Here is a 15,046-nt window from a genome sequence, read left to right on the forward strand (position 1 = left end):
GGCCTACGCGCGCCAAATCTCGCGAGGTATTCAACGCCGCGAACCGGCCGAGTTTTTCAACGGAATAGGCGTGAAGCTGCCTTTCGCTGCAAGATGCACCAAGGTCTCTTTGAGAGAGCACGCTGTCGTTCACTTTGCCAAAAACCTACAGTCCTTGCCTGGAACAGCTTGAAACGCCGTTTCGGCCGTTTTTGGCAAGAAGCTCTATGTCGTTTCTGCCTTTACCTGGCGATGCGTATCCACGTCAGTCCTCTTGCGAGTCTACGAACATTCGGTCCTTCGCAGCGGTGATGTGGTGGCGCATCGTGGCCTGTGCCACTTCGGGCTGCTTCAGGCGGATCGCGTCGAGTACCGCACGGTGCTCTGCCAGCACCAGCTCTTGCCGGACGGGGGCGTCAAGAAGGGTAAGCGAGCGCGACAGCTTAACTCCATAAGCAATCTGCTCGCTCAAGGATTCCAGTACAGTCGAAAAAAACGGGTTCTTGGTTGCGCGGGCGATTGCCATATGCAGCCTTTGATCAGCATCTACGCCAAGGGCGTTCTGCTGATAGGTCTGCTCCATCACCTGATAGGCCCTGTCCATCGCCGCCAGGTCTTCGTCGTCGCGCCGCCGCGCCGCCCACGCGGCTGCAGCGCCTTCGACATCAATCCGAAACTCATAACAACGTTGAACATCCGAGACCGATTCAAGTGGTACGAAGCTGATCAGCTCGCGGTCGGGACGGCGGAGCACGTAGCTCCCCGAACCACGGCGCGATTGCACGATGCCATCGTCCCGCAGTCGTGACAGCGCCCCACGCACGATCGGTCGCGAAACACCGAAGCTTTCAGCCAGCATTTCTTCGGTGGGCAACCGACTGTGCACCGGGTATTCCTCTTCGAGGATCTTGGTCAGCAGCTGATCGTATACTTGATCTGCCATTGAGGGTCGCCTTGTCTCTGACAACGTCGTTTCCTTGCTTTTCCTTGCTTGTGGGCCGGGCGCGCGAAGTTCTCTTATAGAACACATTTGACATAGATACAGGGCAGGCACGCGGGGCTGCAATATCTGCGGCCGCCCCCTGGGTAAGGGACGGCCAGAGAGCAGAAGCCTGTTTGGCCTAGACCACTGCGGGCGTCTTGGCCGGTTTGCGGATCACCAGGAAGTAGACGAACACCAGCGTCAGCCCGACAAAGAACAGGCTGTCGGGGTTGGTGAAGAAAGTCGTCGGGTCGCCGTTCGACAATGCCAGAGAGCGCCGCAAGAACTCTTCCAGATTCGGCCCCAGGATATAACCCAGCAGCATGGTGATCACCGGAAAACCGTTGCGCCGCAGGTAGAAGGCCAGGACCCCCATCCCAAGCGCCATGAACATCTGGAAGGTCGAATAGGTTGCGACATAGCTGCCCACCACGGCCAGAAGCGCGATCACGGCATAAAGCACATCCTTGCGCACCGAGACGATCCTGATGAAATAAGGTCCGATCAACCAGAGTGTCAGGGGGATCAGCACCAACGCACTGAACAGCAGTGCGGCCAGCATCGGGGCAATGAGCCCGGCCTGATCGGCCATCAGTTGTGGCCCCGGTTGAATGCCGTTGATCACCAGAACGCCCAGCATGATCGCGGTGATCGGATCGCCGGGAATGCCAAAGGTCAGCATCGGCACCATGGCGCCACCACAGACCGCGTTGTTGGCGCTTTCCGAGGCGGCAATGCCTTTGGGGTTGCCCTTGCCAAACGTCTCCGGCTCGTCCGAGGTGCGCACGGTTTCGGTGTAGGCGAGGAACGACCCCATCGAGCCGCCCGCGCCCGGCAATGTGCCGACGAAATAGCCAATCAAGCAGGATTTGAAGTAGCAACCAAAGCCGATCTTGCGGATGTCCGACAACGGGGGCAGGAAATCGCGGCGACGGATCTTGACGTTGTCGGCGGCAGCGGCAGCGGCGCTGATGTCTGTGCGCGCGCTTGCCTGCGTCAGCACCTCGGCAATGGCAAAGGTGCCGATGATCACCGGCATCAGGTCGATTCCGGCGGTCAGGCTGGAATAGCCATAAGTGAAGCGGGTGATCGGCTCCATCGCGTCAAGCCCAACAGTGGCCAGCATCAACCCGATGCAGGCGGCCAGACCGGCCTGCGGAATGCGGCCGCGTTGCGCGATCACCACGACGATCAACGCGAAGGCCAGGAGTGAAAATTTGCCGGTGGTCTTTACCAGAAGCGACAGCTGAGCCACGAAAGGTGCGAGCGCGATCAGCAGAACGGCACCCACCGCGCCGCCGATCATCGAGCCGAGTGCCGCGTGGCCAAGCGCCAGCGCGCCTTTGCCTTGCTGCTGCATCGGATATCCGTCAAGCGCGGTCATCATGGAGGAAGGCGCGCCGGGGATGTTGATCGTGATGGCGGTGATCGAGCCGCCACACATGCCGGCCATATAGATGCTGGCGCAGGCCATCAGCGCGGTCTCGACGCTCAGCGAATAGGTAAGTGGCAGCAGGAGCGCCATTGCCAGCGTTGCGGTCAGGCCCGGTATGGCGGCAAAGATCGTGCCGATCACAAAGCCAAGGACCACGTAAGTAAAGTTGACCGGGTCGGCCAGCAGGGAGAAGCTGCTGAAAACAAGGAAGATGAAATCCATGACCTAACCCCACTGCGTCGGGAGCCGGACCCCGAACAATTGTTGAAACATGACAAAGGCAACGCCGACGATCACGGCCGAGATGATGGCCTTGAGGACCATCTTCTCAAACTTCGAGAACAGCAGGATCAGCGCAAAGACGAACAGGCCGGACGACAGGAAATAGCCCAGCGGCTTGAACGCCAGGATGTAAAAGAAAATTGCCACTACCACCCAGACATGGGCGTAGCTTCGGACCTCGTCCGCTGGCCCGGTCTCTGGCGCGGCCCGCAGCGCCTGCACGATGAGGATGCTGCAGAACAGGATCGCCGCACCACCCACAAGGATCGGAAAGAAGGCAGGCGTCAGCGTGCCCTCGGCAATAGGGCTGCCCAAGCTCAGGGCAGTAACCAAATAACCAACAGACACTGCAAGAGTGACATACAGAAATATTATTTGCCTGTTTAAGAGCATCGTCTTCTCCCGGACGGGGTGTGATGGGGGCGTCTGCGCAAGGCGGCTGCCGGTGCGGTGAGGTCAGTCGCGGCAAATTTCCGCTTTTTTGACGCCGGTGCAGGACAAACCGGGGTTTGACCAGTGGCGGTGCAGACTGCGTCACTGGCCCCGACGGGGGCATGTCTCCGGTCCTTGCGACCGGAGACATGGTGGGCGTGGAAGCTTACAGCTCCAGTTCGTCCATCAGCGTGAACGTCTTGGCCTGCAGCTCGTCGATCCAGGCGACGACGTCGTCGGAACCCAGCCAATCGGCGGTAACGCCAATCTGCGCCAGCCAGTCCTGGAACTCAGCGCTGTCGTAGGCTGCCTTGAAGGTGCTCTCCAAGGTTTCCACCGCATCATCCGGGGTGTTGGCCGGAGCAGCGAGCACGATGAAGCTGCCAGTCTGCAGGTCGTGTCCCTTGGATTCCAGTGTCGGCACGTCGGTATAGGTGGCGTTCTGCACCGAGGTCAGCTCGACCACGCCCTTGGCATCGCCGGAGGCCAGAATACCGCTGAAGTCACCAAGGCTCGAGATTGCCGCATCCAGCTCACCCGAGAGCAGCGCTTCGGCTTCGGCACTGGACGATCCCGCATAGGTAATGACGTTGAAATCCACGTCGAGCAGTTTTTCCAGCTGCATCACCGACAGGTAGGGTCCTGATCCCTTGGGGGCCACGCCGACACGCACCTGGCCGGGGCTTGCCTTGGCACGGGCAATCAGATCCTCGTAGCTTTCGATGCCGGAATGCTTTGAGACGACAATGGCATCGGCCTCAGAGGTGATGCGCGCGATCGGCTTCATGTTGTCGAGCGAATAACCCGGCACCATCTCGCCGCGCGGCAGGGTGATGACGCTGTCATAGGTCAGCACGCCGACGGTGTGGCCATCGGGACGCGCGTTGGTCATCTGGATCAGCCCGGTAGCTGTGACCGCACCGGCGATGTTTTCCACATAGATGGACTTCGACAGGTCCTGCTCGGCGATGTTGCTGATCTTGCGCGAGATCGCGTCAGCGCCGCCCCCTGCGGGCCAAGGAACGATCAGGCGAATGTCGCGGGTCGGGAAATCCGCCGCCGCAACGGATGTGCCAAGGATGGCCGCGCCAAGCGCAATACCAAGTGTGGTTTTCAGGTTATTGTAAAACATAGTTCTGTTCCTCCTCTAAAGATGTCGTGTGCCAGACATGTCTGGCGTCTTGCGTGCGCCGACTGGTCCGGAAAAGCTGTGCTTTGCCGGTTCGGCATCATGGATGTGGGCAGTGTTTTCGTAGGTGAGTTGCGCCATGAGGCCAGATGGCCTGGCGACCCGATGGCCGTGACAGGTGCAGGTAGCGAAAGGCGCAGCCTGCGCGCCCTGCCCCGGCACTGTCTTGCGAATGGAGCCACAAGAGCTGTGCCTCCGATGCGACTGATACGTTCCTCCCCTTCCGTCTCGGATATTCCTTCACCGGGTGTCCGCCCAATGGGGCGAGGTCGTTGAAGCTTCGATCACATTAGTTATCTAATATTTACAAATCAACACAAATTTGGCTGTATGATCGCATTTTCTTGCCAAAAAAGCCTGATATTTGTTCAAAAAGTATACATATTTGGACAAGGTCGGCGGTTTGGGGCCGAATAGGCGGCGCGATTTGCAATAGTTGTTCAGTGAACGACCCCATAGGGGCCGGATCAGCCCGCCGACGTCGGCACGGCGGGCTGATTCAAGTAATCGATTGTCAAACTGCCTGAAGATCGGCAGGCAACAGCGCCTCGGGCAGGTTCTGGTAGCAGACCGGCCGCAGGAACCGCCGAATCGACAGGGTGCCGACCGAGGTTGCGCCAAAGTTGGTCGACGCCGGATAAGGACCGCCATGTACCATCGTGCCGGCCACTTCGACCCCGGTGGGGAACCCATTGGCCAGCACGCGTCCGGCCATCTGCTCAAGCACCGGCATGAGCGCGCGCGCAAGATCGATGTCGCCATCGTCCATCTGCAACGTCGCGGTCAACTGACCCTTGAAACTGGCTGCAACAGCCTGCATCTGCTCTGCGTCCCTGACCCGGATCACCAGACCCAGCGGGCCAAACACCTCTTCCGACAGCTCTTCGTTGGCCATCCAGTCTTTGGCCGAAACCTCAAACAGATACGGCGCGGCAGAGCGGGCTTCGCAGGTGCCGGTCAGCAGCGCTTTCACGCCCTCGCCCTCAGACACCCGATTTGCACCGTTCCGGTAAGCGTCGGCCATGCCTTCGGTTAGCATGGTCTGCGCGGCGACGGCTCTGAGGCATTCGCCGGCGGCGTTCACAAATGCATCTGCTTCCGGCCCGTCCACCACAATGGCGATGCCGGGGTTGGTGCAGAACTGGCCAACGCCCATGGTCAGGCTTGCGGCCCAGCCTGCGCCAAGATCGGCTCCGCGCGCGGCGGCGGCCTCTGGCAACACGAACATCGGGTTCACGCTGCCCAGCTCGCCAAAGAACGGGATCGGCTCGGGGCGTTTGGCGCAAAGGTCAAACAGCGCGCGCCCGCCGCCGAGACTGCCAGTGAAACCGACGGCCTTGATCCGGGGATCGGTCACAAGCGCTTCGCCGACCGCACGGGTGCCGCCTTGCACAAGGCTGAAAATACCACCGTCCATGCCAAGCCTGGCCAGCGCTGCAACAATGGCATCGCCGACAATCTCGCCCGTACCAGGGTGCGCGCCGTGGCCTTTGACCACAACCGGACAGCCTGCCGCCAGCGCCGCAGCGGTGTCGCCACCGGCGGTAGAGAAGGCCAGCGGAAAGTTCGAGGCGCCAAACACGGCAACCGGGCCGATTGGTCGTTGCATCATCCGCAGGTCCGGCCGGGGCAGCGGCTGGCGGTCCGGGAGTGCAGCGTCGTGACGACGGTCGAGGTAGGCTCCGCCACGGATATGGGTTGCAAACAGCCGCAACTGGCCGGTGGTGCGGCCGCGCTCACCCTGAAGCCGCGCTTCGGGCAGGCCAGTTTCAGACGTGCCGATCTCCGTGACTTGGTCGCCACGGGCGTCGATCTCATCGGCGATGGTTTCCAGCAGCACCGCGCGCTCTTCACGCGAGGTCGCGGCAAAGCCGGGGAAAGCCGCATGCGCTGCGGCACAGGCTTCGGCGACCAGCTCGGGCGAACCTGCCGAGAACTCAAAGGCGGTGCCGCTGGCCGGGGCAGAAGAGAACTTTGTCTCAGCACTCACGCGCTTGCCAGCAATCAGGTGCTCGCCATGTGGGGTAAATGTCATATTTATCGCCCTGTCTGTTCGCGCCATGCGTTGAATTTCACGATGCTATCGTCGTCGGTTCCAGGGTAGAGGCCGATAATCCCGGCCCCATCGTTAACCTGCTCGAGCACGAAATCCTCATAGGCTTCCATTTCGGCGCATTCCACGGCGATCTCATCGGCAAGATGCGCCGGGATGACCATGACGCCATCACCATCGCCCAGCATCACGTCGCCGGGAAAGACCGCTGCGTCGCCGCAGGAAATCGGTACGTTAATGTCGATCGCCTCGTGCAGGGTCAGGTTTGTGAGGGCCGACGGGCGGGCGAAATAGGCGGGCATATCAAGCGCGCCAATGCCAGCCGCATCGCGCACACCACCATCAGAGACCACACCTTCCACACCGCGCTGCTGCAGCCGGGTAACAAGGATCGAGCCTGCTGTGGCGGCGCGGCAGTCCTTGCGCGCGTCCATTACCAGAACATGGCCCTTGGGGCAGGTCTCGACGGCGACGCGCTGTTTGTGGTCGCGGTCGCGGAACACGGTGATCGGGTTGCGATCTTCGCGCGCCGGAATGTAGCGCAGGGTAAAGGCCTGACCGACCATGGTAACCGGCTTGCGTTCGACCGGCGTCACACCCTGCACGAACTGGTTGCGCAGCCCGCGTTTATAAAGCGCGGTGGCTACGGAGGCCGTCGACACCTTGCGTAATTTGTCACGGGTTTCGTCAGACAGGTTGTATTCGTTCATTGTTCATTCCCATGGTGTCGTATTTTGCAGTTCTGGAGAGATCAGGCACTGAAGACCGCTCCTCCAAGCCATCGCAGCGGTACTACATTGGCTTCAGATTTCGCGAAGGCATCCGACCCGCTCCTCCAGGAGCATTGAGCCTTGGAGCTACAGAAATACTACTAATGTGTCAATATTTGTAATGCTGATGAGCCAAATTTGCTCATAAAAAGCAGCTTTAACGGCATGTTCATTACTAATTTTTACAAAATATGGAGATCAGCAGTGGCTGGAACCTCGGAGCGGATGAACACCGTTGGTTGCACCGTACTCCACGAAAGTCGCCTTTTGCCCCTGTCGCAATAACGATGAAACGGTCTCGTCGAAGACGTCCACTGCAGGCCCGGCCAAGGTCCGCTCCGGGCCGTCCCTACCGGTTGTGGCAAGCCGTCGACCACAACTTTGCAAACGGCGCTCTCTGCGCAGAGCTGCCGCCGGTGCGGCCTGCAGCATCGGACGATGCAGCATCGCCCAGCCGAGCGTCTGCTTCCGGAAAAATGACATCTGAATCTCGCGACTGCAGATGAGCGCGCAATGCGTTAGTGACGCATGTCCTGCGAGGGTCGCGACCGGTCGTTGAGCGAACCTAAACTCAGGACCCAAAACCCGGACGCCATATTACCGTTCACGCCGGGGCGGCAAAGTCAGCCTGCTGGCCCTTCCGGATGACCTGGCTCTCGATCATCCGGATTTTCTCACGTCCTTTGCCGCTGCAGCGAAATGCCAGATGCTCCGGATGCTCATCGATCCGGGACAATCGGCAGCACATGGTCGGCGATCCCGGCGTCTGATATCTTTGCAACCAAGGCACTGACATACAGGGCCATGCTGGGTCGGGAAAGCGCCGCCATCGTCGCCCGAGGCGGTCACGTCAAGGCTTCGACCGTCACACCCACCGCCGTGCGCGCCGATGTGTGCGCAGCGCCAAACCGGGAATCCCGACACAAAGCGTGGCGCTTCCGGGCCAGCTTCAGTCTCGCTCATGGCTGGATTTCCGCCGACCCGACCTGCGAAGTCAAAAACCAGCGCGCGCCAAATCGGACGGTCACCCAACCTGGACCCATGATCAAATTACAGCCTTCCGGGAGGTATACCCGATCGGCGGCATATCGCGGGCGATCTTCGAACTCACGTGCTGGACCGGCGCCCGGATCTCGGACGCCTGCAAGATTGGACCGCAGCACATCGGGCGCGACGGAGTTTTGTGCTACCGCCAGATCAAGACCGGCGACGCGGCCTATGTACCTTGGAATTGCCACCTGCCCAGATTCGCGGTCCTCGCCGACCTCGAGCAATTCAAGGCCGCGAATGGCGCTGTGCGCGGCCTGACCTTCCTGCAGACCGGTGCCGGACGCCCCATGTCGCACAAGGCAGCCGGACATACGCTGGCCGAAACCGCCCGCTCCATTGGTATCGAGCGCAGCGCGCACGGCCTCAGAAAAACTCAGGCCGCAGTCCTGGCCGAGAGCGGCGCAGCAGAGCTGGAGATTGGGTCCTGGACGGGGCATCGCAGCCTGTCCGAAATCGTCCATTACACGCGGGAAATGAACCGGCGCGCTGCGGCCACCGGAACACACGCGGAACGGGAAGTGGAAACACCGCCGACAAAAGTGGAAACACCGGGTGGTAAGTAGCTTTTTGTAAATGGGAATTTCCGCAAGTGGCAGCCCGTAGGGGAATCGAACCCCTCTTTCCAGGTTGAAAACCTGGCGTCCTAACCGATAGACGAACGGGCCAAAGCTTGGCGTGAGCCGGGTTCTAAGCAAACCCCGCTGTATGCGCAAGCGTTAAATTGGCTAAAATGACGATGAAAGGAAAAGTTTTTCGACATCCCGGAAATCAAGCGCCCTGAAGGCATAAAACCAAACGGGAACAAAGGCTTGAAACATGCGGATTCCGAAGTTCAGACCACTTCCGCCGCATCTTCGAGGCGCAGTTGCACGGATCGGCGTCCATTCCATTCGTTGATTTCGAGGCGCCCGGCGAGGTGGAATCGCCGCCCGCCGTGATCACGCAGGGCTGTGCCCAGCGGTCCGTCGAACGCACCAAAGCAGATCGCCTCGATGCGCGCCCCGAGACCGTCTCCGAAGGTGATCTTGAGGTGACTCTGCCCGACCGGTTTGGCGAACAGAATGCTGACGTCGGGAAACACGTAACGCGGCGCGGCGGCGCCGGCTCCGAACGGACCGGCAGCCTCGATCTGCTCCATCAGTTCCAGGCTCGCAGCGCCCGGCATCAGCACCCCGTCCAGCCGCAGGTCGACGGCCCCGCCCTGCCCGGCGCCCTGCCGTTCCAGCAAAGCCCCCAGACGGGTCATGGCGGCTTCCAGTTGGTCCTGCGCCACGGTGAGCCCGGCCGCCATCTTGTGCCCACCGCCCTTGATCAGCAGGCCCTCGGCGGCAAGCCGCTGGATCGCCGCGCCAAGATCGACCCCTGAAACCGAGCGGCCCGAGCCTTTGCCTTCCGCCCCGTCCAGACCGATCACGATGCTCGGGCGGTTGGTCATCTCCTTCAGGCGGGATGCCACAATGCCCACCACACCGGGGTGCCAGCCTTCGCCCGCGGCCCAGACCAACGGCCCGTCCACCCCCCGCGCCTCTGCCTGGGCTAGCGCGGCGGCGCGCACCGCGGCCTCGATCTCGCGGCGCTCGGTGTTGAGCAGGTCCAGCCGTTCGGCCATCGCCTGCGCCTCGTGCGGATCGTCGCAGGCCAGCAGCCGCGCGCCCAGGTCTGCCTGACCGATGCGCCCGCCTGCATTGACGCGCGGGCCCAGCACAAACCCGAGGTGATAGGACGACGGCGCGGTCTCGAGCCGGGCAACATCGGACAGCGCCACCAGTCCGGGACGTTCGCGCCGCGCCATGACCTTGAGCCCCTGACGCACCAGGGCGCGGTTGACCCCCACCAGCGGCGCCACATCCGCGACGGTCGCCAGCGCCACAAGATCCAGCAGCCCCATCAGATCCGGCCCCTGGCGCCCGGCGACGCGTATCTGCCGCCCGGCCTCGACCAGCATCAGGAACACCACACCGGCGGCACAGAGATGCGCCAGATCGCCGGATTCGTCCTGACGGTTCGGGTTCACCACGGCCAGCGCATCCGGCAACGTCTCACCGCCAAGGTGGTGATCCAGCACAACCACATCCGCGCCCCGCGCCGCCGCGATCGGACCGTGGCTCAGGGTTCCGCAGTCGACACAGATGATCAGATCATGGCGCGCCGCCAGATCCGCCATGGCCGCGTCATTGGGGCCATAGCCTTCGTCGATGCGATCGGGAATGTACAGCGTGACCCGCTGCCCCATCTGCCGGAACCAGTCGATCAGCAGCGCCGCCGAGGCGCCTCCATCGACGTCGTAATCGGCAAAGACCGCCACCTTCTCCTGCCGGTCCGCCGCCGCCAGCACCCGCCGCGCCGCAGACTCCATGTCACGCAGGGACCGCGGGTCGGGCAGCAGGTCGCGCAGCGTCGGCGCCAGATAGGTCCGGGCGTCATCGGCGGCCACGCCGAGCCGCGCCAGCGTCTGGCACAGGGCGGGTGCCAACCCGGTCCGCTGCGCCATGGCTTCCGCCAACCGCTGCACGTCCGGCGCCGGGCCGACCCAGCGTCTCCCGGTCAGCGAGGTCTCGACGGCCAGAAAGCTCATGATTGCCCCATATCGGGCGCCCTGTCCCGTTTCTTCTCTTCAAAAATACTCAGATGACGCCCGGCGGGGCGGGTGCAACCGATACCGGTCAGCTCGTCGGGTTGCGATAGGTCATCCGCCGTACCGATCCGGTCTTGGACCGCATCAGTATCGTCTCTGTCGTCAGGTATCCGACCTCGCGCTTGATTCCCGCCACGAGCGAGCCGGAGGTGACGCCGGTGGCAGCAAAGATCACATGATCCGTCACCATCTCGTCACGGGCATAGATGCGGTCGAGATCGGTGATCCCGGCCTTGCGGGCGCGCGCCTTTTCATCGTCGTTGCGAAACAGCAGGCGGCCATAGATCTGCCCGCCCATGCACTTCAGCGCCGAGGCGGCCAGCACGCCCTCGGGGGCGCCGCCCGAACCCATGTACATGTCGATGCCGGTCACCAGAGGTTCGGCGCAATGCATCACGCCGGCCACATCGCCGTCGGTGATCAGCCGGATCGAGGCGCCGGTGGCGCGCACCTCGTCGATCATGTCCTCGTGGCGGGGTCGTTCCAGAATACAGACGGTGATGTCGGTGGCGGCGCATTTCTTCGCCTTGGCCAGCGCCTTGACCCGCTCGGACGGCGACATGTCCAGCGTCACCACCCCCTGCTTGAAGCCCGGACCCACTGCCAGCTTGTCCATATAGACGTCCGGCGCGTGCAGCATCGTGCCGCGCGGGCCCATGGCAATCACGGTCAGCGCATTGGGCATGTCCTTGGCCGTCAGCGTGGTGCCCTCCAGCGGGTCCAGCGCGATGTCGACACCAGGTCCGTTGCCGGTGCCGACTTCTTCGCCAATGAACAGCATCGGCGCCTCGTCGCGTTCACCTTCGCCGATCACCACGACGCCGGCGATGTCGAGCATGTTCAACTGGGTGCGCATCGCATTCACCGCGGCCTGGTCAGCCGCCTTCTCGTCTCCGCGGCCGATCAGGCGGGCCGAGGCGATGGCGGCCGCCTCGGAAACGCGGGCAAGGCCAAGAGACAGCATACGGTCATTGAAATCGGTTGGCGTGGGCATGTGCGCGTTCCTGTACGGCTTTGAATTGCCCGCAACACCTACCCCGGCCCATGGCATCGGTGCAAGTCGGCGCTGGGGCTCTTTCGTCGCGATCAGTGAAACGCGACGGCGCGCAGGCAGATCCGGTCAACGTCCCTGCTGGCCGGAAACCGGCCGGAGATCACCGCGTCGCAACCGCACCAGCGCACCGCATCGACGTCATCCGCCGCGCCGGGCACACCGGACCGATAGCTGCACAGCACGACGTCCAGACAATAGCGATGGCCTTCGCCGGCGATTTCCAGACACCCGAGACGGGCGCGGGCCCGCGCGCGGACACCGGTTTCTTCGCGCAGTTCCCGCAGCGCCGCCTGCTCGGAGGATTCCCCCGGTTCGACCCTGCCGCCCGGATAGCCCCAGAGCCCGGCATCGGGCGGATTGCGGCGGCGCACCAGCAACACCTCATGGCCTCTCAGGACCACCGCAATCGCGGCCCGGACGGGGTCAGACACGTTCGATGCGAAGGGCCACCGGCTCTCGTGCGACCACACCGGTGGCGGCCATGGCCACCAGCGCCACGTCCAGTGCGGCGCGGGTGGTCTTGTGGGTGACGATCAGCACCGGTGCGGCATCGTCGGTGTGGTCGTACTGGCGCATCCGGTTGATCGAGATTCCCGCGTCCCCCAGCGCCGTTGCCACCTTGGCCAGCGCGCCGGGCTTGTCGACCAGACACATGCGCAGATAGTACGGGGCCGGGGTCGCGACCTGCGCCGCCGTCGCGGGTTTCAGCGATGAAGCCGGCTGGCCGAAGGTCGACAGCCGGGTGCCGCGCGCGATGTCCATCACGTCCCCCATCACCGCGCTCGCGGTGGGGCCTTCGCCCGCCCCGGCGCCGCGCATGACGATCTGACCGACCTGATCCCCCTCGATCACCACCATGTTGGTGCCGCCGTCCAGCTGCCCCAGAGGTGAGGTCGCGGGCACCAGACAGGGCGCCATGCGCTGCTCCAGCCCGCGGCCGGTCATCCGGCAGACGCCCAGAAGCTTGACCTTGTAGCCCATGTCGGCGGCCTGGCGGATATCGTCGATCGACACCTTGCCGATGCCCTCGAGCTCGACAGACTCGAACGCCACCTGGGTGCCAAAGGCGATGGCTGCCAGCAGCGACAGCTTGTGGCCCGCGTCGATGCCGCCGACGTCCAGCTCCGGATCGGCCTCGAGATAGCCCAACTTGTCTGCCTCGGCAAAGGCCTGATCATAGGTCAGCCCGGCGCTCTCCATCCGGGTCAGGATGTAGTTGCAGGTGCCGTTCATCACACCCATCACCCGGGTGATGTCATTGCCGGCAAGCCCTTCGGTCAGCGCCTTGATCACCGGGATGCCACCGGCCACAGCCGCCTCGAAACGCAGCACCGCACCGTTGGCCTCGGCCAGTTGCGCCAGTGCCTGGCCGTGGTGGGCCAGCATCGCCTTGTTGGCGGTGACGACATCCTTGCCCGCCGCCAGCGCCGCCTCGGTTGCCGCCTTGGCCGGGCCGTCGCTGCCACCCATCAGTTCGACAAAGACGTCCACGTCATCGCGCGTCGCCAGCGCCACGGCATCGTCTTCCCAGGCGTAGTCGCCAAGCGGCACGCCACGGTCCTTGTCGCGGTTGCGCGCGGCCACGGCGCTGATGGTGACGGGTCGTCCGGTGCGTTCGGCCAGCAGCGCCGCCTTCTGGCGCACGATCTTGACCACCCCGGCACCCACCGTGCCCAGCCCCGCAATTCCAAGGCGCAGAGGTTCGGTCATGGCGGGTCTCCTGAAATGATGTCCGGGGGTTCGGATTTTTGTCAGGCGATGCTGTAGCCCGTTCGCCGGGGCGGTGCAACGGTGCGCCGGGCGCCCGCCGTGGCCCGGGGTCAGAACGGGTCAGAGACGCCGCGGCGCATCCGTGCCCGGGTTGCCGCGTCGACCACCGGCCCGCTCAGCCGGGCGGCCCGCGCCCGCAGCGCCCCGGCCCGGCCCAGAACTCCGGCCCGCATTTCCGGTGTCGCGCGGGGGGGCGCACCCTGCAAAAGGGTTTCGATCGGCACCAGACGGGGATAGGGCGCGGTCGCCACACCAGGCGTCTGGGTGCTGTCCAGTTCCGGGAACTGGGCGCAGGCACACAGCAGCAGAGTGGCAGGCAACAGGCGTAACACAGTCACTGGGATCCCTTCGTCCGGTCCGGTTCCGACAGTTCTAGCGGGAAACCTGGATCGATTCGAGATATTCCGCCAGCGCCACCAGCTTACGCGGCGTCGGTGTCATCTTTCCGTCTCCCGAGTCGTAGGGAACAAGATCGCCCTGCAACAGACCGCCGAATTCCGGCATGCCCGGGCCGTCCAACCGGGTCGAGCGGGCATAGCCGTCGATGGTGGACATCACCTTGGCGCGTGGAAACCTGTCCCGGTGGCGCACGGAAATCAGCGTCAGGTCCTTGGGCGCCTTGACCATGGCCCGGGCCATGGGACCATCCCCCCTGGCATCCGCCCCGTGGCAGACCGAACAGTTCTGCTGGAACAGGGCCCGCCCGTCGCTGGGCTGCGGCATCGAATCCCTGGGCGCGCAGGCCCCGATTGTCAAAGCCGCGACCGCGCCGACTGCAAATGATGTCCGGACCATTGCGCTGGTCTCCCTTGATGTGATGCCTGCGCCATCTGTTGCCCGCAAGATGTGGTGATTCAAGCCCAATTCGCACCGCAGCACCTTGATCTGCGTCAAGTCCCGGCGGACAAAGGCGCCCGGACCACCCGGGTACCACCCGACGGTTCCCCCGCCCCGCAACCGTTTCCGGAGACCGCCCATGCCCCTTGCCGCCCTGATCATGCTGGCCGCCGGATTCGGCATCCCGGTTCTTGCCGCGCTGAATTCAGCGCTGGGAACCCGCATGGGATCGCCCGCCGCCGCGGCGGCGATCCTGTTCTGCGTCGCGCTGTCAGCCACCCTGATCGTGGTCCTGATCACCGGACCCTCGGCGCTGGCCCGGGCGGCAGGAGCGCCGAAACATCTGTTTCTCGCCGGGCTGTTCGTTGCCTTTTATGTCCTGACGATCACCTATATCGCGCCGCGGATCGGGGTGGGAAATGCCGTGTTCTTTGTCCTGCTGGGGCAGTTGTTCAGCGCCGCGGTGATCGACCACTACGGCCTGTTCGGCGCGCGGATCAGCCCGCTGACACTGTCGCGGGCCACGGGAATAGCACTGATGACACTGGGCGTCTGGGTGACACAGCGGGTGGGATAGT

14 protein-coding genes and 1 tRNA gene are annotated in these 15,046 nt (G+C 63.4%); 2 read left to right on the plus strand and 13 right to left on the minus strand.

Annotated elements, in window-relative coordinates; genetic code table 11:
- Positions 1 to 244: 244 nt before the first annotated feature.
- From FOY53_RS14200 to FOY53_RS14225, 6 genes are all read right to left on the minus strand, one after another.
- Positions 245 to 922 (minus strand): FadR/GntR family transcriptional regulator, encoded by a 678-nt coding sequence (locus FOY53_RS14200; protein ID WP_246107407.1) that lies wholly within the window; start codon positions 920 to 922, stop codon positions 245 to 247.
- 178 nt (positions 923 to 1,100) lie between these two features.
- Entirely contained in the window at positions 1,101 to 2,618 is a 1,518-nt protein-coding gene (locus tag FOY53_RS14205) for a tripartite tricarboxylate transporter permease (RefSeq protein ID WP_146589980.1), read from the minus strand.
- 3 nt (positions 2,619 to 2,621) lie between these two features.
- Complete coding sequence (locus FOY53_RS14210) at positions 2,622 to 3,071, minus strand: tripartite tricarboxylate transporter TctB family protein (RefSeq protein ID WP_146589982.1); 450 nt, start codon at positions 3,069 to 3,071, stop codon at positions 2,622 to 2,624.
- Positions 3,072 to 3,276: 205 nt separating this feature from the next.
- Positions 3,277 to 4,242 (minus strand): Bug family tripartite tricarboxylate transporter substrate binding protein, encoded by a 966-nt coding sequence (locus FOY53_RS14215; protein ID WP_146589984.1) that lies wholly within the window; start codon positions 4,240 to 4,242, stop codon positions 3,277 to 3,279.
- 571 nt (positions 4,243 to 4,813) lie between these two features.
- On the minus strand, positions 4,814 to 6,334 hold the full coding sequence (locus tag FOY53_RS14220) for an aldehyde dehydrogenase (NADP(+)) (RefSeq protein ID WP_146589987.1): 1,521 nt from the start codon (positions 6,332 to 6,334) through the stop codon (positions 4,814 to 4,816).
- 2 nt (positions 6,335 to 6,336) lie between these two features.
- A complete protein-coding gene (locus FOY53_RS14225; RefSeq protein ID WP_146589989.1) occupies positions 6,337 to 7,062 on the minus strand; it encodes a ribonuclease activity regulator RraA in 726 nt (241 codons plus the stop codon).
- Positions 7,063 to 8,015: 953 nt separating this feature from the next.
- Between FOY53_RS14225 and FOY53_RS14230 the strand changes: the two genes are divergently transcribed.
- Positions 8,016 to 8,735: a tyrosine-type recombinase/integrase gene (locus tag FOY53_RS14230; RefSeq protein ID WP_222435261.1), complete on the plus strand. Its 720-nt coding sequence runs from the start codon at positions 8,016 to 8,018 to the stop codon at positions 8,733 to 8,735.
- 27 nt (positions 8,736 to 8,762) lie between these two features.
- On the opposite strand, the gene FOY53_RS14235 is transcribed toward FOY53_RS14230, so the two are convergent.
- From FOY53_RS14235 to FOY53_RS14265, 7 genes are all read right to left on the minus strand, one after another.
- Positions 8,763 to 8,837, minus strand: a tRNA-Glu gene (locus FOY53_RS14235).
- Positions 8,838 to 9,004: 167 nt separating this feature from the next.
- On the minus strand, positions 9,005 to 10,747 hold the full coding sequence (recJ, locus tag FOY53_RS14240; protein WP_146589993.1) for a single-stranded-DNA-specific exonuclease RecJ: 1,743 nt from the start codon (positions 10,745 to 10,747) through the stop codon (positions 9,005 to 9,007).
- Between the two features lie 88 nt (positions 10,748 to 10,835).
- Complete coding sequence (gene glpX, locus FOY53_RS14245) at positions 10,836 to 11,801, minus strand: class II fructose-bisphosphatase (protein ID WP_146589995.1); 966 nt, start codon at positions 11,799 to 11,801, stop codon at positions 10,836 to 10,838.
- A 92-nt stretch (positions 11,802 to 11,893) separates the two neighbouring features.
- Entirely contained in the window at positions 11,894 to 12,292 is a 399-nt protein-coding gene (locus FOY53_RS14250) for an NUDIX hydrolase (protein ID WP_146589996.1), read from the minus strand.
- A complete protein-coding gene (locus tag FOY53_RS14255) occupies positions 12,285 to 13,571 on the minus strand; it encodes a homoserine dehydrogenase (protein ID WP_146589998.1) in 1,287 nt (428 codons plus the stop codon). Before FOY53_RS14255 ends, FOY53_RS14250 begins: the two co-directional genes overlap by 8 nt.
- Before the next feature lie 110 nt (positions 13,572 to 13,681).
- Entirely contained in the window at positions 13,682 to 13,969 is a 288-nt protein-coding gene (locus FOY53_RS14260; protein WP_146590000.1) for a hypothetical protein, read from the minus strand.
- Positions 13,970 to 14,003: 34 nt separating this feature from the next.
- Positions 14,004 to 14,426 carry a c-type cytochrome gene (locus tag FOY53_RS14265; RefSeq protein ID WP_146590002.1) on the minus strand — a complete coding sequence of 141 codons (423 nt, stop codon included), beginning with the start codon at positions 14,424 to 14,426 and terminating at the stop codon, positions 14,004 to 14,006.
- Positions 14,427 to 14,607: 181 nt separating this feature from the next.
- Here FOY53_RS14265 and FOY53_RS14270 point away from each other — a divergent pair, with 181 nt between their 5' ends.
- Positions 14,608 to 15,045, plus strand: coding sequence for a DMT family transporter (locus FOY53_RS14270; RefSeq protein ID WP_146590004.1), 438 nt, complete (start codon positions 14,608 to 14,610; stop codon positions 15,043 to 15,045).
- Position 15,046 lies beyond the last annotated feature (1 nt).

Origin of the sequence: Puniceibacterium confluentis (assembly GCF_007923445.1) — a bacterium.
In the GTDB taxonomy this organism is placed as follows: domain Bacteria; phylum Pseudomonadota; class Alphaproteobacteria; order Rhodobacterales; family Rhodobacteraceae; genus Puniceibacterium; species Puniceibacterium confluentis.